The organism is Pseudomonas sp. GW458-11-26-14-LB4, from assembly GCF_059423925.1.
On the sequence record NZ_JBWKYU010000004.1, the window covers coordinates 231,358 to 251,959 of the forward strand.

The 20,602-nt window shown below is 60.4% G+C and carries 22 protein-coding genes; 17 read left to right on the forward strand and 5 right to left on the reverse strand.

Features of this window, described 5'->3' with window-relative positions:
- Positions 1–109 precede the first annotated feature (109 nt).
- The gene (bamJ, locus tag AC07XZ_RS07780; protein WP_007950965.1) at positions 110–727 is read left to right on the forward strand and encodes a BamJ family beta-barrel-assembly machinery protein; all 618 of its coding nucleotides are present in this window, start codon (positions 110–112) and stop codon (positions 725–727) included.
- A 49-nt stretch (positions 728–776) separates the two neighbouring features.
- Here the strand turns inward: bamJ and AC07XZ_RS07785 are convergent, their stop codons facing one another.
- The 3 genes from AC07XZ_RS07785 to AC07XZ_RS07795 form a co-directional block, all read right to left on the reverse strand.
- Positions 777–1,034: a PA4570 family protein gene (locus AC07XZ_RS07785; RefSeq protein WP_007950964.1), complete on the reverse strand. Its 258-nt coding sequence runs from the start codon at positions 1,032–1,034 to the stop codon at positions 777–779.
- Positions 1,035–1,241: 207 nt separating this feature from the next.
- Positions 1,242–1,583, reverse strand: coding sequence for a zinc ribbon domain-containing protein YjdM (locus AC07XZ_RS07790; RefSeq protein WP_007950963.1), 342 nt, complete (start codon positions 1,581–1,583; stop codon positions 1,242–1,244).
- A 124-nt stretch (positions 1,584–1,707) separates the two neighbouring features.
- Complete coding sequence (locus AC07XZ_RS07795) at positions 1,708–2,676, reverse strand: polyprenyl synthetase family protein (RefSeq protein ID WP_007950962.1); 969 nt, start codon at positions 2,674–2,676, stop codon at positions 1,708–1,710.
- 241 nt (positions 2,677–2,917) lie between these two features.
- Here AC07XZ_RS07795 and rplU point away from each other — a divergent pair, with 241 nt between their 5' ends.
- The 5 genes from rplU (at position 2,918) to AC07XZ_RS07820 (ending at position 6,667) form a co-directional block, all read left to right on the forward strand.
- Positions 2,918–3,229: a 50S ribosomal protein L21 gene (rplU, locus tag AC07XZ_RS07800; protein WP_003228361.1), complete on the forward strand. Its 312-nt coding sequence runs from the start codon at positions 2,918–2,920 to the stop codon at positions 3,227–3,229.
- Positions 3,230–3,264: 35 nt separating this feature from the next.
- Positions 3,265–3,522, forward strand: coding sequence for a 50S ribosomal protein L27 (gene rpmA, locus AC07XZ_RS07805; protein WP_003228360.1), 258 nt, complete (start codon positions 3,265–3,267; stop codon positions 3,520–3,522).
- A gap of 193 nt (positions 3,523–3,715) precedes the next feature.
- Positions 3,716–4,939: an Obg family GTPase CgtA gene (gene cgtA, locus AC07XZ_RS07810; RefSeq protein ID WP_102686320.1), complete on the forward strand. Its 1,224-nt coding sequence runs from the start codon at positions 3,716–3,718 to the stop codon at positions 4,937–4,939.
- Between the two features lie 134 nt (positions 4,940–5,073).
- Positions 5,074–6,192, forward strand: a complete 1,119-nt coding sequence (proB, locus tag AC07XZ_RS07815; RefSeq protein WP_045121906.1) for a glutamate 5-kinase — start codon at positions 5,074–5,076, stop codon at positions 6,190–6,192.
- 10 nt (positions 6,193–6,202) lie between these two features.
- Entirely contained in the window at positions 6,203–6,667 is a 465-nt protein-coding gene (locus tag AC07XZ_RS07820; protein ID WP_085747711.1) for a CreA family protein, read from the forward strand.
- A 124-nt stretch (positions 6,668–6,791) separates the two neighbouring features.
- Here AC07XZ_RS07820 and rpsT read toward each other — a convergent pair whose 3' ends face one another.
- Entirely contained in the window at positions 6,792–7,064 is a 273-nt protein-coding gene (gene rpsT, locus AC07XZ_RS07825) for a 30S ribosomal protein S20 (RefSeq protein WP_003228351.1), read from the reverse strand.
- Between the two features lie 252 nt (positions 7,065–7,316).
- Here rpsT and murJ point away from each other — a divergent pair, with 252 nt between their 5' ends.
- The 6 genes from murJ to ispH all read left to right on the forward strand — a co-directional run bounded on the left by murJ (position 7,317) and on the right by ispH (position 14,738).
- Positions 7,317–8,855, forward strand: coding sequence for a murein biosynthesis integral membrane protein MurJ (gene murJ / locus AC07XZ_RS07830; protein WP_102686319.1), 1,539 nt, complete (start codon positions 7,317–7,319; stop codon positions 8,853–8,855).
- Positions 8,856–8,984: 129 nt separating this feature from the next.
- The gene (ribF, locus tag AC07XZ_RS07835; RefSeq protein ID WP_085747713.1) at positions 8,985–9,923 is read left to right on the forward strand and encodes a bifunctional riboflavin kinase/FAD synthetase; all 939 of its coding nucleotides are present in this window, start codon (positions 8,985–8,987) and stop codon (positions 9,921–9,923) included.
- A gap of 13 nt (positions 9,924–9,936) precedes the next feature.
- Positions 9,937–12,768: an isoleucine--tRNA ligase gene (ileS, locus tag AC07XZ_RS07840; protein ID WP_102686317.1), complete on the forward strand. Its 2,832-nt coding sequence runs from the start codon at positions 9,937–9,939 to the stop codon at positions 12,766–12,768.
- Complete coding sequence (gene lspA / locus AC07XZ_RS07845; RefSeq protein WP_074691487.1) at positions 12,761–13,273, forward strand: signal peptidase II; 513 nt, start codon at positions 12,761–12,763, stop codon at positions 13,271–13,273. The genes ileS and lspA overlap by 8 nt, the downstream gene beginning before the upstream one ends.
- 7 nt (positions 13,274–13,280) lie before the next feature.
- A complete protein-coding gene (fkpB, locus tag AC07XZ_RS07850) occupies positions 13,281–13,718 on the forward strand; it encodes an FKBP-type peptidyl-prolyl cis-trans isomerase (protein ID WP_173892710.1) in 438 nt (145 codons plus the stop codon).
- Positions 13,719–13,793: 75 nt separating this feature from the next.
- Entirely contained in the window at positions 13,794–14,738 is a 945-nt protein-coding gene (gene ispH, locus AC07XZ_RS07855) for a 4-hydroxy-3-methylbut-2-enyl diphosphate reductase (RefSeq protein ID WP_038361699.1), read from the forward strand.
- On the opposite strand, the gene AC07XZ_RS07860 is transcribed toward ispH, so the two are convergent.
- On the reverse strand, positions 14,710–15,264 hold the full coding sequence (locus AC07XZ_RS07860; protein WP_102686316.1) for a GspH/FimT family pseudopilin: 555 nt from the start codon (positions 15,262–15,264) through the stop codon (positions 14,710–14,712). The two genes, ispH and AC07XZ_RS07860, sit on opposite strands and share 29 nt — an antisense overlap.
- A gap of 127 nt (positions 15,265–15,391) precedes the next feature.
- Between AC07XZ_RS07860 and AC07XZ_RS07865 the strand changes: the two genes are divergently transcribed.
- Genes AC07XZ_RS07865 through AC07XZ_RS07885 form a run of 5 tightly spaced genes read left to right on the forward strand, consistent with a single transcriptional unit; the run spans position 15,392 to position 20,590 of the window.
- Positions 15,392–15,865, forward strand: a complete 474-nt coding sequence (locus AC07XZ_RS07865) for a GspH/FimT family pseudopilin (RefSeq protein ID WP_102686315.1) — start codon at positions 15,392–15,394, stop codon at positions 15,863–15,865.
- Entirely contained in the window at positions 15,862–16,311 is a 450-nt protein-coding gene (gene pilV, locus AC07XZ_RS07870) for a type IV pilus modification protein PilV (protein ID WP_007959555.1), read from the forward strand. The genes AC07XZ_RS07865 and pilV overlap by 4 nt, the downstream gene beginning before the upstream one ends.
- Complete coding sequence (locus tag AC07XZ_RS07875) at positions 16,308–17,021, forward strand: PilW family protein (RefSeq protein WP_102686314.1); 714 nt, start codon at positions 16,308–16,310, stop codon at positions 17,019–17,021. The genes pilV and AC07XZ_RS07875 overlap by 4 nt, the downstream gene beginning before the upstream one ends.
- Positions 17,022–17,031: 10 nt before the next feature.
- Positions 17,032–17,511, forward strand: coding sequence for a pilus assembly PilX family protein (locus tag AC07XZ_RS07880; RefSeq protein ID WP_085747720.1), 480 nt, complete (start codon positions 17,032–17,034; stop codon positions 17,509–17,511).
- Entirely contained in the window at positions 17,498–20,590 is a 3,093-nt protein-coding gene (locus AC07XZ_RS07885) for a pilus assembly protein (protein ID WP_085747721.1), read from the forward strand. The genes AC07XZ_RS07880 and AC07XZ_RS07885 overlap by 14 nt, the downstream gene beginning before the upstream one ends.
- The last annotated feature ends 12 nt before the right edge of the window (positions 20,591–20,602 follow it).

The following is a 20,602-nucleotide window of genomic DNA, read 5'->3' on the forward strand; positions in this document are numbered from 1 at the left end:
ATGCCGGAACATCTGTGCTAGTCTGCTCGCCCTTTTGGTTCCGGGCGCGCCGGGACGCGCTGTGTACGCACGGCATGTCCTGAGGCCGTCCGCACAGCGGAGCAGTGTCATGTCCGAAGTAAATCTGTCCACCGACGAAACCCGCGTCAGCTACGGCATCGGCCGTCAGCTGGGTGACCAGCTGCGCGACAACCCGCCACCGGGTGTCAGCCTGGACGCCATCCTGGCCGGCCTGACCGACGCCTTCGCCGGTAAGGAAAGCCGTGTAAGCCAGGAAGCCATGTCCGCCAGCTTCAAGGTGATCCGCGAGATCATGCAAGCCGAAGCCGCTGCCAAGGCTGAAGCGGCCGCTGGCGAAGGCTTGGCATTCCTGGCTGAAAACGCCAAGAAAGAAGGCATCACCACGCTGGCTTCCGGCCTGCAGTTCGAAGTGCTGACTCAAGGTGAAGGCGCCAAGCCATCCCGTGAAGACACCGTGCGTACTCACTACCACGGCACGCTGATCGACGGCACTGTGTTCGACAGCTCCTACGAGCGTGGCCAGCCGGCTGAATTCCCGGTGGGCGGCGTTATCGCTGGCTGGACCGAAGCCCTGCAACTGATGAATGCCGGCAGCAAATGGCGTCTGTACGTGCCGAGCGAACTGGCTTACGGCGCTCAAGGCGTTGGCAGCATCCCGCCGCACAGCGTTCTGGTGTTCGACGTCGAGCTGCTCGACGTTCTGTAATCCCGTTACCCTGCACAAGCGTGGCTTGTGCAGGGTTTCTCCGCCGATCTCATACTTCGATCTTGTTGTGCAGTTCACTGGTCGGGCGCAAGGCCCGGGCATAGCAGAACAGGAACAGATTGCGCACCAGCTCCTTGAGCACCAAGGGCTCGCTGGAACTCAGGCCGCTGACGTCCAGATCCCCTTGATCCTGCAACTCGTGCAGGGCTTCTTCTTCCAGTACGGCGCAGACTTCACCGGTTTCCCGATGCAGGATCCTGAGGTACGGGTGCGGGCGATCCAGCCAGGCGTCGATCAAATAAGTCATGGGTCTCATCTCCATTGAAAGGGTTTCAATGAGAATAATTCTTATTCGTCAAATAGCAAGCGCCTATTGGCGGTTTGTGATTTTTTGCGGGTAAAGATTGCGTAAGGTCAAAACGGCTGGCGTTTGGCTATCGCGAGGATTTGATGGGGATTGCGGGGGAGGGCGAAGCTCCATCCCACGGCGGGCGCGGGATGGAAGACAGCAGAATCAGACTTTTCTGACGAATTCGGATTTGAGTTTCATCGGGCCGATGCCGTCGATCTTGCAGTCGATGTCGTGGTCGCCATCGCACAGGCGGATGTTCTTGACCTTGGTGCCGACCTTGACCACCAGCGAGGTGCCCTTGACCTTCAGGTCCTTGATCACGGTGATGGTGTCGCCGTCCTGCAGGACGTTACCGACCGAATCTTTTTTCACGGCATCGTCGGATGCCACTTCGGCTTCACCGCCGGCAGACCACTCGTGGGCGCACTCCGGGCACACCAGTTGGGTGCCGTCTTCATAGGTGTATTCGGAATTGCATTTCGGGCAGGGTGGCAACGTGCTCACTAAGGCTCCTTGGAGAGGGGATCGCTAAAAGTCGCACATTGTATAGGGTTTTAGCCGCTGATGGCAGGCAACAAAAAACCGCAGGCTCCAACGGAGGCTGCGGTTTTTTATGATGCGGCGTTGATCAGTGCGTGCGGGCGACCGCGAATTCGCTCAGCTCAACCAGTGCATCGCGGTATTCGCTGGCTGGCAGTGCGTCGAGGCATTTGATCGCACGGGCCACGTAGTCACGGGCCAGTTGCGCGGTGTATTCCAGCGAACCGGACGCTTCCACGGCAATGCGGATGCTTTCTAGGTCTTCGATCCCGCCTTTCTGGATCGCCTGGCGTACCAGTGCGGCTTGTTCTGGCGTGCCTTCGCGCATGGTATAGATCAGCGGCAGGGTCGGCTTGCCTTCGGCCAGATCGTCACCGACGTTCTTGCCCAGGGTTTCGGCGTCGCCTTTGTAGTCGAGCAGGTCGTCGACCAGTTGGAACGCCACGCCCAGGTGGTCACCGAAGGTGCGCAGGGCTTCGCTCTGCTCGGCGGTGGCACCGGCCAGCGCAGCGGCGCTGTGGGTCGAAGCCTCGAACAGCATCGCGGTCTTGCCGCGGATCACTTCCATGTAGGTTTCTTCGGTGGTGCTGGCGTCGCGAACCTTGGACAGCTGCAGCACTTCGCCTTCGGCGATGATGCGCGTGGCCTGGGACAGGATCTTCATTACCGGCATCGAGCCCAGTTCGACCATCATCTCGAACGAGCGCGAGTACAGGAAGTCGCCGACCAGTACGCTCGGGGCGTTGCCCCACATGGCGTTGGCGGTCGAACGGCCACGGCGCATGCCGGACATGTCGACCACGTCGTCATGCAGCAGGGTGGCGGTGTGCAGGAATTCGATGGTGGCGGCCAGCAGGCGCATGTCGTCGCCTTCGCGACCCAGGGCCTTGCCACACAGCAGCACCAATAAAGGACGCAGGCGTTTGCCGCCGGCCGACGTGATGTAATCGCCGATTTTCGATACCAGCGGCACTCGGGAAGTCAGCTGCTTCTTGATGATGCCGTCGACGGCGCTAAAATCGTCCGCCACCGCGCGGTAGAAAGCTTGGGGTTGCATCAGCGACAGGTGCTCCAGAAGGGTTGCGCGGCATGCTAGGACCCACGTTCGGGCCTGTCAAGGCGCGATGGACGGCCCCTTGCACGACTTCGAAGGCTTGCGTACAATCGCGCACCCTGAACTTCCTGGGCAGCACCTGCCTTACGCAATTGCACTTGGGCCGTTCCAGCCCCATGCAGCCATGCCAGCCAATACCTCTTCTTATAAAGAGCTGGGTGAGCAGGATTATCGGAGAAATACCATGTACGCAGTAATCGTTACCGGCGGTAAGCAATACAAGGTCGCTGAAGGTGAATACCTGAAGATCGAAAAACTGGAAGTCGCTACTGGCGAATCCGTGACTTTTGACCGCGTTCTGTTGGTCGCCAATGGCGACGACGTGAACATCGGCGCACCTGTTGTTGCTGGCGCAACCGTCAAGGCTGAAGTGATCTCCCAAGGTCGTCACGATAAAGTCCGCATCATCAAGTTCCGTCGCCGTAAGCACCACATGAAGCGTATGGGCCACCGCCAGTGGTTCACCGAGATCAAAATCACCGGTATTCAGGCTTAATTACAGCCTAATTCCTCACTAGGAGAATTGAACTCATGGCACACAAAAAAGCTGGTGGTAGTACCCGTAACGGTCGCGACTCAGAAGCCAAACGCCTTGGCGTGAAGATGTATGGCGGCCAGGTCATCAAGGCCGGCAACATCATCGTGCGTCAGCGCGGCACCCAATTCCACGCTGGCTACGGCGTTGGCATGGGTAAGGATCACACCCTCTTCGCGAAAATCGAAGGCGTGATCAAGTTTGAAGTAAAAGGCGCCTTCGGTCGTCGTTACGTGAGCGTTGTCGCAGCCTAACTGCGAGAGTGCTGGAGAAGCCCTGTCTTGCGACGGGGCTTTTTCGTTTGTGGGGTGAGTCTCTTGCAAAGCTGTTTGTATGGGCTGCCGGCGTGCGATGCAGGTCGTGGATTGGGGTCGCTGCGCTCATTTTTGCAAGAGTCTTATGTCTTGATTGTTTTTCGGCTCGTCCGTACGGCGAGAGGCGTTGGTTATGAAGTTTGTTGATGAAGTATCGATCCGCGTAAAGGCTGGCGACGGCGGCAATGGCTGCATGAGTTTCCGTCGGGAAAAATTCATTGAAAACGGCGGTCCGAACGGTGGTGATGGCGGTGACGGCGGTTCCATCTACATGATGGCCGACGAAAACCTCAACACCCTGGTGGACTACCGTTACACCCGGCACTTCGATGCCGAGCGTGGCTCCAACGGCGGCAGCACCGACTGCACCGGCAAGAAGGGTGAAGACCTGATCCTGCGCGTGCCGGTCGGCACCACCGTGATCGACTCCGCCACCCAGGAAGTCATCGGCGACCTGACCAAGGCCGGTCAGAAACTGATGGTGGTGCAGGGCGGCTGGCACGGTCTGGGCAACACCCGTTTCAAATCCAGTACCAACCGTGCGCCGCGCCAGACCACGCCGGGCAAGCCGGGCGAGCAGCGCGACCTGAAACTGGAAATGAAGGTTCTGGCCGACGTTGGCCTGCTGGGCCTGCCGAACGCCGGTAAAAGTACCTTTATCCGTTCGGTATCGGCTGCCAAGCCGAAAGTCGCCGATTACCCGTTCACCACACTGGTGCCGAACCTGGGTGTGGTCAGCGTCGACCGCTGGAAAAGTTTCGTCATTGCTGACATTCCGGGTCTGATCGAAGGCGCTTCCGACGGTGCCGGTCTGGGCATTCGTTTCCTCAAGCACCTGGCGCGTACCCGTCTGTTGCTGCACCTCGTGGATATGGCGCCGCTGGACGACAGCAGTGCGCCGGACGCCGCTGAAGTGATCGTCAACGAGTTGATCAAGTTCAGCCCGTCGCTGGCCGAGCGTGATCGCTGGCTGGTGCTGAACAAGTGCGACCAGATCCTCGAAGAAGAGCACGAGGAGCGGGTCAAGGAAGTGGTCGAGCGTCTGCAGTGGGAAGGTCCGGTCTATGTGATCTCGGCCATCGCCAAAGAAGGTACCGAGCGCCTGACGCGCGACATCATGCGCTACCTGGAGGATCGTGCCGATCGCCTGGCCAATGACCCGGCCTACAAGGAAGAACTGGCCGATCTCGATCAGCGCATCGAAGACGAAGCCCGTGCTCAGTTGCAGGCGCTGGACGACAAGCGTGCCCTGCGTCGCAGCGGCGTGAAGTCGGTCCACGACATCGGCGACGATGACTGGGACGAAGAAGATGTGGATGACGAAGACGGTCCGGAAATCATTTACGTGCGTGACTGATTCGTTGCAGTAAACTTAAGCGCCGCTCAATCGAGCGGCGTTTTAGTATCTGGAAATCGGTTGGTCACGAATAACCACGAATAACGTCACGGGCAGCGCTGGGTCGCGTTGCCCTCAAGCTAAGGTTGAAGATGATGCGGAGCAAGGTGACAGGTGCGCAGCGTTGGGTCGTGAAGATCGGCAGCGCTTTGCTGACGGCGGATGGCAAAGGGCTGGATCGCGCGGCAATGGGTGTCTGGGTCGAGCAGATGGTGGCTTTGCACGAGGCCGGCGTCGAGCTGGTGCTGGTGTCCTCCGGGGCAGTGGCGGCGGGCATGAGTCGCTTGGGCTGGACCGCTCGACCCAGCGCGATGCACGAGCTCCAGGCCGCTGCCGCAATCGGCCAGATGGGCTTGGTGCAGGCCTGGGAATCGAGCTTTGCCGAGCACGGTCGGCACACTGCGCAGATTCTGCTGACCCATGACGACCTGTCCGACCGCAAGCGCTACCTGAATGCCCGCAGCACCTTGCGCGCGCTGGTCGAGCTGAAAGTCATCCCGGTGATCAATGAAAATGACACCGTGGTCACCGACGAAATCCGTTTCGGCGACAACGATACGCTCGCGGCGCTGGTGGCCAACCTGGTCGAGGCCGATCTGCTGGTGATCCTGACGGATCGCGACGGCATGTTCGACGCCGATCCGCGCAATAACCCTGACGCCCAACTGATTTACGAAGCGCGCGCCGATGATCCGACGCTGGATGCGGTGGCGGGCGGTACTGGTGGTGCATTGGGTCGTGGCGGCATGCAGACCAAGCTGCGCGCGGCGCGGCTGGCGGCACGTTCCGGCGCGCATACCATCATTGTTGGTGGGCGTCTGGAGCGCGTGCTTGATCGTCTGAAGGCGGGTGAGCGCATTGGTACGTTGCTGTCGCCTGAGCGCGGTATGCTCGCGGCGCGCAAGCAGTGGCTGGCCGGACATCTGCAAACCCGTGGCACGCTGGTGTTGGATGATGGTGCGGTTTCCGCGTTGTCCCAGGGTAACAAAAGCTTGCTGCCGGTTGGTGTCAAACTGGTTCAGGGCAGTTTTCGTCGCGGCGAAATGGTGGTTTGCGTGGCACCGGACGGTCGTGAGATCGCCCGTGGCCTGGCCAACTACAGCGCGCTGGAAGCGCAAAAAATCATCGGTCAGTCGTCTGATGCGATTGTCGGTTTACTGGGTTACATGGCTGAGCCGGAACTGGTTCACCGTGACAACCTGATTCTGGTGTAAGGAAAACGCGATGCGCATGGCAAAAGGATTGTTGGGCTTGTTGATGGCGCTGCCATTGCTGGCCTCGGCCGAGGAAATCGGTCAGGTGTCGACGGTGTTCAAATTTGTCGGGCCCAACGACCGGATCGTGGTCGAGGCATTCGATGATCCGAAGGTTGAAGGTGTGACTTGCTACCTGTCGCGCGCCAAGACGGGTGGTGTGAAGGGTGGGTTGGGTCTGGCAGAGGATCGTGCCGAGGCGTCCATTGCTTGTCGTCAGGTCGGGCCGATCAACTTCAAGGGTGAGTTGAAGGATGGCGAAGAGGTGTTCAAGGAGCGCACTTCGCTGGTGTTCAAGACCATGCAAGTGGTGCGATTCCTCGACAAGAAGCGCAATACGCTGGTGTATCTGGTCTACAGCGATCGTCTGATCGAGGGTAGCCCGCAGAATGCGGTGACGGCGATCCCGATTTTGCCGTGGGCGTCGGCTCGTTAATCGCGCGTAAAAAAAAGAGGAGTCGGTTGGCTCCTCTTTTTTTGCCTGTGATTTGCTGAGGTCAGAGCAAATCGCAGGCAATAAAAAACCGACCCTGAGGTCGGTTTTTTAATGACTACGTCGCTTAGGCAGCTTCTTTCAGTGCCTTGACGTGGCCATTCAGGCGGCTCTTATGACGAGCAGCCTTGTTCTTGTGGATGATGCCTTTATCGGCCATACGGTCGATAACTGGCACAGCCAGAACGTATGCAGCTTGAGCTTTTTCAGCGTCTTTTGCGTCGATGGCTTTAACTACATTCTTGATGTAGGTACGAACCATGGAACGCAGGCTGGCGTTGTGGCTGCGACGCTTCTCAGCCTGTTTTGCACGTTTTTTGGCGGAAGGTGAGTTGGCCACCGTCGAGCTCCTCGAAAGACTTTTTAGGAAATAGCAAACAAAATAGGCCGCGAATCATGCCGATGAAGAGATGTCTTGTCAAGGGCGCTTGAGACGTTCCGCTAAGTGGTAGGTATAAAGAGGCGGGATATTTATTTCCGGCGCTTGACCTGTAAACTCGCGAGCTTTGGCTCTGTGCTGTTGCGGCGCGGAGTATCGCACAAGTGGGCGCGTTATTCGCCTGCTGTTTATCGACAGGCACACATTCCTTCAATGAATCTGCTCAAATCGTTGGCCGCCGTCAGCTCTATCACGATGCTTTCCCGGATTCTCGGGTTTGTTCGCGACACGCTCATCGCCCGTACCTTCGGCGCCGGAATGGCGACCGACGCCTTCTTCATCGCCTTCAAACTGCCCAATCTGCTGCGCAGGATTTTTGCCGAGGGGGCGTTTTCCCAGGCTTTTGTGCCGATCCTGGCCGAATATAAAAACCAGAAGGGCGAAGAGGCAACTCGCACCTTTATTGCATACGTTTCCGGCCTGCTGACGCTAGTGCTGGCGCTGGTCACCGCGCTCGGCATGATCGCCGCGCCCTGGGTGATCTGGGCCACGGCGCCGGGTTTCACCGATACGCCGGAAAAATTCCAGCTGACCTCCGACCTGCTGCGAGTGACCTTCCCCTATATATTGCTGATCTCCCTGTCTTCACTGGCGGGTGCGATCCTCAATACCTGGAACCGTTTCTCGGTGCCGGCATTCGTGCCGACCCTGCTCAACGTCAGCATGATCGTGTTTTCGCTGTTCCTGACGCCGTACTTCGATCCACCGGTCATGGCCCTCGGCTGGGCAGTGCTGGTTGGTGGTCTGGCGCAGTTGCTCTATCAACTGCCGCACCTGAAAAAGATCGGCATGCTGGTGCTGCCGCGCCTGAATCTGCGTGATACCGGCGTCTGGCGGGTGATGAAACAGATGCTGCCGGCGATCATCGGCGTCTCGGTCAGCCAGATTTCCCTGATCATCAACACCATTTTCGCCTCGTTCCTGGTGGCGGGTTCGGTGTCGTGGATGTATTACGCCGACCGTTTGATGGAACTGCCGTCCGGTGTGCTGGGTGTGGCGTTGGGCACGATTCTGCTGCCGACCTTGGCCAAGACCTACGCCAGCAAGGATCGCCACGAATATTCGCGGATTCTCGACTGGGGCCTGCGCCTGTGCTTCGTGCTGGTGCTGCCGTGTGCGCTGGCGCTGGGGATTCTGGCCGAGCCGTTGACGGTTTCGCTGTTCCAGTACGGCCAGTTCAGCGGTTTTGACGCGGAAATGACGCAGCGGGCGCTGATTGCCTATTCTGTCGGTCTGCTCGGGATTATCGTGATCAAAGTGCTGGCGCCGGGCTTTTATGCGCAACAAAACATCCGTACGCCGGTAAAAATCGCAATCTTCACCCTGGTGGTTACTCAACTGTTCAACCTGGTGCTGATCGGTCCGCTGGCCCATGCCGGTCTGGCGTTGGCGATCAGCGCCGGTGCCTGCCTGAATGCCGGGCTGCTGTTCTATCAATTGCGCAAACAGCAGATGTATCAACCGCAGCCGGGCTGGTTGAAGTTCGGTTTCAAGCTTGTGGTTGCGGTGGCGGTGATGTCGGCGGTGCTGTTGATCGGCATGCATTTCATGCCCGCTTGGGATCAGGGCCACATGTTGGAGCGCTTCCTGCGCCTGGGCGCGTTGGTGGTTGCCGGCGTGGTCGCTTATTTCGGTATGTTGCTGCTGCTTGGTTTCCGCCTGCGCGACTTCAATCGCAAGGCGTTGAACTGAGGTTTCACCCTTGAAAGACGGGCGCGAGCCGGCAGTTTTGTCGGCTCGATCACTTTGGGTTACGGTGTTGCCTGTCGTCGGCCGTCGGGTGTGGTTATAATCGGCCACTTTATGAGCAAGAAGCGCGTTATGCAGCTGGTTCGAGGCCTCCACAATCTGCGCCCCCAGCATCGGGGCTGCGTCGCCACTATTGGCAACTTTGACGGTGTTCACCGTGGTCACCAGGCTATTCTGGCCCGACTGCGTGAGCGTGCGCTCGAGTTGGGCGTACCCAGCTGCGTGGTGATTTTCGAGCCGCAGCCACGGGAATTCTTTGCCCCGGAGACCGCGCCGGCGCGTCTGGCCCGGTTGCGCGACAAGCTGCAACTGCTGGCCGCCGAAGGCGTCGACCGGGTCTTGTGCCTGGCCTTCAACCAGCGCCTGAGCAAACTCAGCGCCAGCGAGTTCGTCGATACCATCCTGGTCGATGGCCTCGGCGTGCAGCATCTGGAGGTCGGTGACGATTTCCGCTTCGGTTGCGACCGTCTCGGTGATTTTGATTTCCTGTTGCAGGCCGGGCAGGTTCACGGTTTTACCGTGGAAGCCGCGCAAACCGTCGAGCTGGACGGCATTCGTGTCAGCAGCACCCAGGTGCGCAACGCGTTGGCCGCCGCCGATTTCGCGCTCGCCGAACGTTTGCTCGGTCGCCGATACCGGATTGCCGGTCGCGTGCTGCATGGCCAGAAACTGGCCCGTCAACTGGGTACGCCCACGGCGAATATTCAACTGAAACGCCGTCGCGTGCCGTTCACCGGGGTTTACCTGGTCGACGTCGACATCGACGGCAAGACCTGGCCCGGCGTCGCCAATATCGGCGTTCGGCCCACGGTCCAAGGTGATGGCAAGGCCCACCTTGAAGTCCATCTTTTAGATTTTGCCGGCGATCTGTATGACCGGCGTTTGACGGTGGTTTTCCACCAGAAGCTGCGTGAAGAGCAGCGTTTCGCCTCCCTGGAGGCATTGAAAACGGCGATCAGCGCGGATGTCGCCGCCGCCCGTGCACTAGCCGCACCTAGCGCCCATCGCTAATGAAGAGCCTTAAATGACCGACTATAAAGCCACGCTAAACCTTCCGGACACCGCCTTCCCAATGAAGGCCGGCCTGCCACAGCGCGAACCGCAGATCCTGCAGCGCTGGGACAGTATTGGCCTGTACGGAAAGTTGCGCGAGATTGGCAAGGATCGTCCAAAGTTCGTCCTGCACGACGGCCCTCCGTACGCCAACGGTACGATCCACATCGGTCACGCACTGAACAAGATTCTCAAGGACATGATCATCCGCTCGAAGACCCTGTCGGGCTTCGACGCGCCGTATGTCCCGGGCTGGGATTGCCACGGCCTGCCGATCGAGCACAAGGTTGAAGTGACCCACGGCAAGAACCTGGGCGCGGACAAGACCCGCGAACTGTGCCGTGCCTACGCCACCGAGCAGATCGAAGGGCAGAAGTCCGAATTCATCCGTCTCGGCGTGCTGGGCGACTTCGCCAATCCGTACAAGACCATGAACTTCAAGAACGAGGCCGGTGAAATCCGCGCCCTCGCCGAAATTGTCAAGGGCGGTTTCGTGTTCAAGGGCTTGAAACCTGTGAACTGGTGCTTCGATTGCGGTTCGGCCCTGGCCGAAGCGGAAGTCGAGTACGAGAACAAGAAGTCCTCGACCATCGACGTAGCGTTCCCGATCGCTGACGAGGCCAAACTGGCCGCCGCATTCGGTCTGCCGTCCCTGGGCAAACCGGCCTCGATCGTGATCTGGACCACCACCCCGTGGACCATCCCGGCGAACCAGGCGCTCAACGTTCACCCGGAATTCACCTACGCTTTGGTCGACATCGGCGACAAGCTGCTGGTGCTGGCTGAAGAACTGGTCGAATCCTGCCTGACCCGTTACGGCGTCGAAGGCACCGTATTGGCCACCGCACCGGGTTCGGCGCTGGAACTGATCAATTTCCGTCACCCGTTCTATGACCGTCTGTCGCCGGTGTACCTGGCCGACTACGTGGAACTGGGCGCCGGCACCGGCGTGGTTCACTCCGCACCGGCCTACGGCGTTGACGACTTCGTGACCTGCAAGAAATACGGCATGGTCAACGACGACATCCTCAACCCGGTACAGAGCAATGGCGTTTACGTGCCGTCGCTGGAGTTCTTCGGCGGCCAGTTCATCTGGAAAGCCAACCCGGCCATCGTTGAAAAACTCACCGAAGTCGGTGCGCTGCTGCACACCACCGTCATCGAACACAGCTACATGCACTGCTGGCGCCACAAGACCCCGCTGATCTACCGCGCCACCGCGCAGTGGTTCATCGGCATGGACAAGGAGCCGGTATCCGGCGACACCCTGCGCGTGCGCTCGCTCAAAGCCATCGAAGACACCAAGTTCGTCCCGGCCTGGGGCCAGGCGCGCCTGCACTCGATGATCGCCAACCGTCCGGACTGGTGCATCTCCCGTCAGCGCAACTGGGGCGTGCCGATCCCGTTCTTCCTGAACAAGGAAAGCGGTGAACTGCACCCACGCACCGTCGAGCTGATGGAAGAAGTCGCCAAGCGCGTTGAAGTCGAAGGCATCGAAGCCTGGTTCAAACTCGACGCTGCCGAACTGCTGGGCGATGAAGCGCCGCAGTACGACAAGATCAGCGACACCCTCGACGTCTGGTTCGACTCGGGCACCACGCACTGGCACGTCCTGCGCGGTTCGCACCCGATGGGGCACGAGACCGGTCCGCGTGCCGACCTGTACCTGGAAGGTTCGGACCAGCACCGTGGCTGGTTCCATTCGTCCTTGCTGACCGGTTGCGCCATCGACAACCACGCGCCGTACCGCGAGCTGCTGACCCACGGCTTCACCGTGGACGAGTCCGGCCGCAAGATGTCCAAGTCCCTGGGCAACGTGATCGCGCCGCAGAAAGTCAACGACACCCTGGGCGCCGACATCATGCGTCTGTGGGTCGCGTCGACCGACTACTCCGGCGAAATGGCCGTGTCCGAGCAGATCCTGCAGCGCAGCGCGGACGCCTACCGTCGTATCCGTAACACCGCGCGCTTCCTGCTTTCCAACCTGACCGGTTTCAACCCGGCCACCGACCTGCTGCCGGCCGAAGACATGCTGGCGCTGGATCGCTGGGCGGTGGATCGTACCCTGCTGCTGCAACGCGAGTTGCAAGAGCACTACGGCGAATACCGTTTCTGGAACGTCTACTCGAAGATCCACAACTTCTGCGTGCAGGAGCTGGGTGGTTTCTATCTGGACATCATCAAGGACCGCCAGTACACCACCGGCGCCAACAGCAAGGCCCGTCGTTCGTGCCAGACCGCGCTGTTCCACATCTCCGAAGCGCTGGTGCGCTGGATCGCGCCGATCCTGGCGTTCACCGCCGACGAGCTGTGGCAATACCTGCCGGGCGAGCGCAACGAATCGGTGATGCTCAACACCTGGTACGAAGGCCTGACCGAGTTGCCGGAAGGCTTCGAGCTGGGTCGCGAGTACTGGGATCGCATCATGGAAGTGAAGGTGGCGGTCAACAAGGAAATGGAAATCCAGCGCGCAGCCAAGGCCGTCGGTGGCAACCTGCAAGCCGAAGTGACGCTGTTCGCCGAAGACGCGCTGACCGCCGACCTGGCCAAGCTGAGCAACGAGCTGCGCTTTGTCCTGATCACTTCGACTGCCACTGTTGCGCCGTTCGTGCAGGCTCCGGCCGACGCTGTGGCCACCGAAGTCAGCGGCCTGAAGCTGAAGATCGTCAAGTCCGCCTTCCCGAAATGTGCCCGTTGCTGGCACTGCCGCGAAGACGTTGGCGTGAACCCGGAGCATCCGGAAATCTGCGGCCGTTGCGTGGACAACATCGATGGCGCCGGCGAGGTTCGTCACTATGCCTAATGCCGTTGGCCGTTTCGGACGGCTGAGCTGGCTCTGGTTGAGCTTGCTGGTTCTGGTCATTGACCAGGCCAGCAAGTTCTACTTCGAAGGCAAGCTCGAGATGTTTCAGCAGATTGTGATCATCCCTGATTACTTCAGCTGGACACTGGCCTACAACACCGGCGCTGCCTTCAGCTTCCTCGCGGACAGCTCTGGCTGGCAGCGCTGGCTGTTCGCCCTGATCGCGATTGCGGTCAGTGCGGTGCTGGTGGTCTGGCTCAAGCGCCTGGGCCGCAACGAAACCTGGCTGGCCATTGCGCTGGCGCTGGTTCTGGGCGGCGCACTGGGCAACCTTTATGACCGCATTGCCCTGGGCCATGTGATCGACTTCATTCTGGTGCACTGGCAGAACCGCTGGTACTTCCCGGCGTTCAACTTCGCCGACAGCGCCATCACCGTTGGCGCGGTGATGCTGGCACTGGACATGTTCAAAACCAAGAAATCCGGAGAAACCGTTCATGACTGAACAGGTATTGGCTGAGCAACGCATCGGCCAGAACACGGAAGTCACCTTGCACTTTGCATTGCGCCTGGAGAACGGCGACACAGTCGACAGCACCTTCGACAAAGCCCCGGCGACCTTCAAGGTCGGCGACGGCAACCTGCTGCCGGGCTTCGAGGCGGCGTTGTTCGGCTTCAAGGCCGGCGACAAGCGTACCCTGACCATTGAACCGGAAAACGCATTCGGCCAGCCAAACCCGCAAAACGTACAGATCATTCCGCGTTCGCAGTTCGCGGACATGGAACTGTCGCCGGGTCTGCTGGTGATCTTCAACGATGCGGCCAATACTGAGCTGCCGGGTGTGGTGAAAGAGTTCGACGACGCGCAAGTGACCGTCGACTTCAACCATCCGCTGGCCGGCAAGACGCTGACCTTTGACGTGGAAATCTTCTCCGTCAAAGCGCTGTAATTGCTGTTCTGCAGGAGCCGGCTGACCGGCTCCTGTAATGATCCAATCTTTCGCGCGCAAGACACGAGGCACCGCATGCAAATCAAACTCGCCAACCCCCGTGGTTTCTGCGCCGGCGTGGACCGGGCGATCGAAATCGTCAACCGCGCCCTGGAGGTCTTCGGGCCGCCGATCTATGTGCGTCACGAAGTGGTGCACAACAAGTTCGTGGTCGAAGACCTGCGCAGTCGTGGCGCGATCTTCGTCGAAGAGCTCGATCAGGTACCGGACGACGTGATCGTGATCTTCAGTGCCCACGGCGTCTCACAGGCTGTGCGTACCGAAGCCGCCGGCCGTGGCCTGAAAGTGTTCGACGCCACCTGCCCGCTGGTGACCAAGGTGCACATCGAAGTCGCCAAATACAGCCGCGACGGTCGCGAGTGCATCCTGATCGGCCACGCCGGTCACCCGGAAGTCGAAGGCACCATGGGCCAGTACGACGCCAGCAATGGCGGCGCGATCTACCTCGTCGAAGACGAGAAGGATGTCGCCGAGTTGCAGGTGCACAACCCTGAAAAACTCGCCTTCGTCACCCAGACCACGTTGTCCATGGATGACACCAGCCGTGTCATCGATGCGCTGCGTACGCGTTTCCCGGCCATTGGCGGGCCGCGCAAGGACGATATCTGCTACGCCACACAAAACCGTCAGGACGCGGTCAAGCAATTGGCGGACGAATGCGACGTGGTGTTGGTGGTCGGCAGCCCGAACAGCTCCAACTCCAACCGCCTGCGTGAACTGGCCGAGCGCATGGCCACGCCGGCCTACCTGATCGATGGCGCCGAAGACCTGCAAAAAAGCTGGTTCGACGGTGTCGAGCGTATCGGCATCACCGCCGGCGCCTCCGCTCCGGAAGTACTGGTGCGTGGCGTGATTCAGCAGTTGCAGGCCTGGGGCGCCACCGGCGCCGACGAACTGGCCGGGCGTGAGGAGAACATCACGTTCTCGATGCCTAAAGAGCTGCGCGTTCGCTCGATCTGATCGCTTTATCCTTTCGGCATAACGCCTGTTCAGTCTTTTGGCTGGTCAGGCGTACGCGACCGGTCGCCGCCAGCACCACCTGGAGCTGGCTGACCGGCTCGCGAGCCGAGCATAGATGTAACGTCCCCGCCTGAAACTTCCGGTCCGGCACCAGCGGCTGGCCCAGGCTGCTGAAGCGTATGTAGCGGCTCACCAGCCAGTTGCCGACAATCGGTATCCGTCCGTCACTCGCCTGCTCGATCAGCAATGGATTACCGGCATCTACCGGACCCTTTCCGCTGATATCCAGAATGATCCGCCAGCCCTGACCCCAATCACCGTTGATGCCATGAATCACCACGCTCTGATTGCGCGTGATGGCCATGGTCCGGGCATTGCGAATCCCGTCGAGCAAAGACTGCGCGGCCTGCTGCCGCCGGTTTGATTCGGTGAAGTCCGCCAGCGCCGGACTGACCAGCGACAGAACAATTGCGCCGATCGCCAGTCCCATAAGCAGTTCGACCAGACTGAAACCCTGTTGCGGCATGTGCGCGTCCTCCCTGGATTGTGCACAGCGGCGCAATCCGTGCGCCGTTCGCGGTAAATCAACCGGCGCATGCCGGTCGAATGTTCTAGGTTTGTACAGGTATAGCCGACGGCAACGGAGGGCATCGATGGATCATCGTACAAAAGGTTTCACGCTGATCGAGCTGTTGGTGGCGCTCGCGGTGTTTGTGATCCTGATCACGATGGCGGTGCCGGCATTCACCCGTTCGGTGCAGGGTAGCAAGGCCGACACCGAAGTCGGCGACCTGCAACGGGCCCTCAATTACGCAAGGCTCGAGGCGATCAACCGGGGCGTCACCACCCGCTTGCGGCCGAGCGCCGGCGGCAGTGTCTGGACCGGCGAGTTGTCGGTCTACGACAGTACTGGCACTCCGGCCAATGTATTGCGGGTTGTTCCAGCGATGAGCAGCGGCGCGACTCTGACGCTACCCTCTGGAGTGACCGCGCTGGATTTCAACAACCTGGGCGGGCTGGCGGCACCGTCCACGGCGGTGGCCATCAGTTATGTGCTGGGAACGCAAAGCAGGACGCTGAACGTGTGTCTGAACGGACGAATTCAATTGGGTGGAAATTGCGGATGAGGGCAGGGAGCAAGCACGCACAGGAGGGCATGACGCTGATTGAAGTGCTGGTCGCGTTGTTGATTCTGACGGTCGGGTTGTTGGGCGCGGCGGCAGTTCAGCTCAATGCACTGAAGTACACCGACAGCTCGCGGATGACCAGCCAGGCGAGTTTCATCGCCTACGACATGATGGATCGGATCCGTGCCAATTCGGGCGCCGACTACACCGTCACGCCGCCGACCACGGGCAACTTGAGTGTCGCCCGGGATCAGGATCTCTACGACTTCACCACCAATATCGTCAATTTTGGTGGACCGACCGCCACCGGCAGCATCACCCTCAATCAGCGCGTGTACACCATCACCATCACCTGGAGTGACGCGCGCGCCGCCAATACGAGCAGTGCGCCCCGCAGTTTTGTCCTGACCAGCCGCGCCGCAGTCGATCCGGTGGCCACGCCATGAAGCGCCAAAACCTGGGCTTCGGCCTGATCGAAATGCTGGTTGCTCTGGCGCTGGGGTTGATCGTGGTACTCGGCGTGGTGCAGATTTTCCTGGCGGCGAAGAATACTTACGTCAGCCAGAACAGTGCGGCCGCCATGCAGGAAGACGCGCGGTTCGTGTTGAGCAAGATGATTCAGGAACTGCGCATGGTGGGTATGTTCGGCTGCCTGGGCACGATTACCGATTCCAGCTCGGCGGGGGATTTCAATACGGCGCAGATCACGCCGATCAGCTGGGACAACGCCAACCTCAAGCTGACCCTGGTTACCGCCGATGTCGGCAGTGCGGGCGGGACACCGACCTGGACCGTGGTCTCCGATTGCCGCAACAGCGCCACCGCTTATACCGGCGCGCGGGCGGCGGCGACGGGCCAGATCGCATTTCCGATCCGTCGGCTGGTCTACAGCTTCAGCAACAACCAGATTCTGATGGGCACCGGCAGCGGTAACCCGGCCCAGCAGGTGCTGGTGAACAACGTCAGCGCGTTCACGGTGATGTTTGGTCTTGCGAGTTCCGCGACCGACGTGGCGGCGTCCACCTACAGCGCCAACCCGGGTGATCCGGCGCGGATCCGCAGCGTGCGCCTGAGCCTGACCCTCACTGACCCGAATAACCGGGTCCGCAATCAAACCTTCAACGTGGTTGCCGCCTTGCGCAACCGCTTGCAGTGAGGGGCGAGCGATGAACGTTTCTCTCCATCGGCGACGGTCCCAGGGCGGCATGGTGTTGCTGGTCAGTCTGGTGTTTCTGCTGCTCCTGACGGTGATCGGCCTGTCATCGATGCAGAGCGCCAACCTGCAGGAAAAAATGGCTGGCAGCGTGAGCCTGCGCAATCAATCGTTCCAGACTGCCGAGGCGGCACTGCGTATCGGTGAAAGTGCGGTGCAACTGGACGGCTACGCGCTGGCGGTGTGCGCCAGCACCACTCAATGTGCGCCGCCGGCGGAATCCTCGGTGGTCAGCGCAGCGGGGCTCAACTCCACGTCGGGCGTGACCTGGATCGCCGCTGGCAGCGGGTTTTACGGAGTGCAGAACATCGGCACGACCCTGACGGCGGTGAATGTGCCGAGCAACACCTCGGCGACTTTGTACAGGGTCACGGCCGTCGGCATCGCCGGTACTTCGCGCAGTGTGGTGGAGAGTGTTTATGCGAAGTACTGAGCGACGCTTCAAGTGGCTGTCGCTGCTGCTCGGCATGCTGACCGGGCTTTATCTGGCTGCACCGGCGTTTGCTTTCACGCCGTCCGATTCGCCGCTGTTGAGCGCGGCGGCCGTGCCACCGAACGTGATGTTGATGATCGACGACTCGGGCAGCATGAACAGCATCATTTATGCGACGGGTTTTGATCCGACCGTGGATCGCACGGCGGCCCGCCAGTGCAACGCGGTCATCGGCCTGTGCCTGAGCTCAACTGCCATTACCGGCGATACGATCTTTCTGTCGAGCCTGCCAACCTCCGGCTGCTCCGGCGGTGCCTATGCGTTCTACAACAACAGCCTGACGCCGCTCTGCCTGAAGCTGCCGGATCCGGTGGGCAGCGGCAACACTCGCTATTCGGCGGATTACATTTCCTATGTGGTCGGGCTGGCGATCAACAACGGCACGCGCGACTTCACCACCGGCGCGATTCCCAACGACTACCGGATCAACGTGGCGCGCAACGTTTCCACCGCACTGGTCACCAGCAACCGCAACCTGCGCATGGGTCTGGCCACCTTCAACCCGGCCACCAGCAATAACCCTGGCAACGGTGGTTTCATTGCCCGCTCCATCAGCGACCTGTCACCGGTCAGCGGCAGCGTGACCCAGGCCCAGGCCGACACCAACTACAACGCACTGATTTCGTCGATCAACGGCCTGAGCGCGGTGGCCAACACGCCGCTGGCCGAGACCTACTACGAAATCACCCGCTACATGCGCGGGATGGCGCCGTACTACAACAGCACGCCGAGCACTTACACCAGCCCGATCCAGTACCGCTGCCAGAAAAACTACGGGGTGGTCATTACCGACGGTTTGCCGACCTACGACCGCACCTTTCCGAGCAATGATCCACTGGGTGGCAGCCGCTTGCCGAACTGGGACGGCATCAACAATGACGGGAACAACCTGAACGGGGACGGGGAGGGCGATACGCTGTATCTGGACGATATCGCCAAGTTCGCCTTCGATATCGACATGCGTTCGACCGGTACCGACGCGGCAGGCAAGAGCTGGAATGCGGTGGATTTTCCCAGGCAGAACATGAACACCTACACCGTGGGTTTTACCGCTTCCAACGACATGCTCTCGGACGCCGCCGATTACGGACAGGGCCGCTACTACCAGGCGACCGACAGCGCCGGCCTGAATGCCGCGCTGTCTTCGGCGTTGAGCGACATCACCTCCAAGGCCGGCTCTGGCGGCAGCGGTGTCGCCAGTGGCACCACGCTGGCGAGCGGCACCAGTTATTTCCAGACCAGTTATGACCCCAAGGACTGGCGCGGCACGATCAAGTCCTTTGGCTTCAACTCGGCCGGGGCGGTCAATACGTCGGCGGTGCTGTGGACCACCGACACCGCCATCGTGCCCGGCGCTACCGCGCCGACCTACCAGTCGTGGAACACCCTGAACAACGCGGCGGTGACGCTGGCCTACGGCAACTTCTCCCCGGCCCAGCAGACCGTTCTCAGCCAGGGTTTACCGGTCGGCATCAGCGGCATCGACCTGGTCGAATGGAGCAAGGGCACCAACAAGGCCGGGCTCAAAGTGCGCAGCGTATTGCTCGGGGACATCATCAACTCGCCGCTCGTATTGGCTTCGCCCACGGAAAAAACCGCTTCCGATCTGGCCGGTGACACCACCTACAGCACCTACCTGACCACCAAGGCTTCGAACATGAATGCCAGCCTGGTGGTGAACGCCAACGACGGTTTTGTCAGCGTCATCAACTCGGCCAACGGTACCCGGCGCTATGCCTACATGCCGTCCAGCGTATTGCCCTCGCTGCGCCTTATTGCCGATCCGAACTACGTCAACGGCGTCAGCCACAAGTTTCTGGTGGATGGTCAGATCGGTGTGTTCGACGCGCAATTCGGCACAGCCTGGAAAACCCTGGCCATCGGCGGGACGGGGGCCGGTGGCAAGAGTTTCTACGGGCTTCAGCTGTTCGACGCCTCGGCGGGCAACGTTATCCGCGCCTTGTGGGAAGTCAGCGCGCCCGCCACCGCCAGTACTTCCAACGCTTTCAATGATCTGGGTTACGCCTATGCCCGTCCGGAGGTGGCACGCTTGGCCGATGGTCGCTGGGCGGCGTTCATTGCCAACGGTTACGGCAGCAACTCCGGGGTGGCGGCGCTGTATGTGCTGGATGTGCGTGACGGCTCGCTGATCAGGAAAATCGTCATCGACAGTACGGAAACCACCAACGGTTTGTCCTCGGTGAAGCTGCGGGTCAATTCGCAGAACGTGGTACAGGCCGCATATGGCGGTGACTTGAAGGGGCGGTTGTGGAAATTCGACCTGAGCGCCACGTCGTCCGACAGCTGGGGCGTAGCGTTTTCCGGCAGGCCGTTGTTCACCACGGCTGGTGGGGCGACTCAGCCGATCACCGCGCAACCGTTGCTGGCGGACAATGCTCTGGGCGGCAAACAGATTTTCGTCGGCACCGGCAAATTCAACGAAACTGCCGACAAGACCAACAAGGATCTGCAGGCGTTCTATTCGGTGTGGGACGCCGATGGCGGGTCGGGCCAGATCACAGTCAGCAGTTTGCAGGCGCAGGCGATTACCGGGGTGTTCTCCGGCAGTACCGGGCAGTTCGTCACCACCAGCCAGAACGACACGACCTATCCAGCGGAGAAGGGCTGGTACCTGCCGCTGGTGTACAACAACGCGTTGACCGGCGAACGGGTGATCAACCAGGCCAGTCTGGTGCTGGGACGCATCGTGTTCACCACGGCCAGTGTCGATACCACCGACCCGTGTTCCAGTTTCGGTACCGGCAAACTGATCGAACTCGATGCGTTCAGCGGTAAGATGCTCAACTACGCGGTGCTCGACACCAACGCTGATGGCGTGGTCGACAGCAACGATACGATTTCCAGCGGCGTGGTGTTCACCGGCGGTATCCCGACCCTGAACGCCATCGTCAACGGTGCATCACGCAAGGTCGTGAACGATTCCAGTGGCGGTATCACCACCCTGGTGGAAAAATCCGGCGGCGGCAGCCGTCGTATCATGTGGCGCCAAATTCAGTAAGCGAGAGTTCGA

Excerpts from the sequence above, each read along its gene's own strand:
- bamJ (WP_007950965.1), top strand. The coding sequence starts at position 110 with ATGTCCGAAGTAAATCTGTCCACCGACGAAACCCGCGTCAGCTACGGC.
- AC07XZ_RS07785 (WP_007950964.1), bottom strand. The coding sequence starts at position 1,034 with ATGACTTATTTGATCGACGCCTGGCTGGATCGCCCGCACCCGTACCTC.
- AC07XZ_RS07795 (WP_007950962.1), bottom strand. The coding sequence starts at position 2,676 with ATGCAACCCCAAGCTTTCTACCGCGCGGTGGCGGACGATTTTAGCGCC.
- rplU (WP_003228361.1), top strand. The coding sequence starts at position 2,918 with ATGTACGCAGTAATCGTTACCGGCGGTAAGCAATACAAGGTCGCTGAA.
- rpmA (WP_003228360.1), top strand. The coding sequence starts at position 3,265 with ATGGCACACAAAAAAGCTGGTGGTAGTACCCGTAACGGTCGCGACTCA.
- cgtA (WP_102686320.1), top strand. The coding sequence starts at position 3,716 with ATGAAGTTTGTTGATGAAGTATCGATCCGCGTAAAGGCTGGCGACGGC.
- proB (WP_045121906.1), top strand. The coding sequence starts at position 5,074 with ATGCGGAGCAAGGTGACAGGTGCGCAGCGTTGGGTCGTGAAGATCGGC.
- AC07XZ_RS07820 (WP_085747711.1), top strand. The coding sequence starts at position 6,203 with ATGCGCATGGCAAAAGGATTGTTGGGCTTGTTGATGGCGCTGCCATTG.
- murJ (WP_102686319.1), top strand. The coding sequence starts at position 7,317 with ATGAATCTGCTCAAATCGTTGGCCGCCGTCAGCTCTATCACGATGCTT.
- ribF (WP_085747713.1), top strand. The coding sequence starts at position 8,985 with ATGCAGCTGGTTCGAGGCCTCCACAATCTGCGCCCCCAGCATCGGGGC.
- ileS (WP_102686317.1), top strand. The coding sequence starts at position 9,937 with ATGACCGACTATAAAGCCACGCTAAACCTTCCGGACACCGCCTTCCCA.
- lspA (WP_074691487.1), top strand. The coding sequence starts at position 12,761 with ATGCCTAATGCCGTTGGCCGTTTCGGACGGCTGAGCTGGCTCTGGTTG.
- ispH (WP_038361699.1), top strand. The coding sequence starts at position 13,794 with ATGCAAATCAAACTCGCCAACCCCCGTGGTTTCTGCGCCGGCGTGGAC.
- AC07XZ_RS07860 (WP_102686316.1), bottom strand. The coding sequence starts at position 15,264 with ATGCCGCAACAGGGTTTCAGTCTGGTCGAACTGCTTATGGGACTGGCG.
- AC07XZ_RS07865 (WP_102686315.1), top strand. The coding sequence starts at position 15,392 with ATGGATCATCGTACAAAAGGTTTCACGCTGATCGAGCTGTTGGTGGCG.
- pilV (WP_007959555.1), top strand. The coding sequence starts at position 15,862 with ATGAGGGCAGGGAGCAAGCACGCACAGGAGGGCATGACGCTGATTGAA.
- AC07XZ_RS07875 (WP_102686314.1), top strand. The coding sequence starts at position 16,308 with ATGAAGCGCCAAAACCTGGGCTTCGGCCTGATCGAAATGCTGGTTGCT.
- AC07XZ_RS07880 (WP_085747720.1), top strand. The coding sequence starts at position 17,032 with ATGAACGTTTCTCTCCATCGGCGACGGTCCCAGGGCGGCATGGTGTTG.
- AC07XZ_RS07885 (WP_085747721.1), top strand. The coding sequence starts at position 17,498 with ATGCGAAGTACTGAGCGACGCTTCAAGTGGCTGTCGCTGCTGCTCGGC.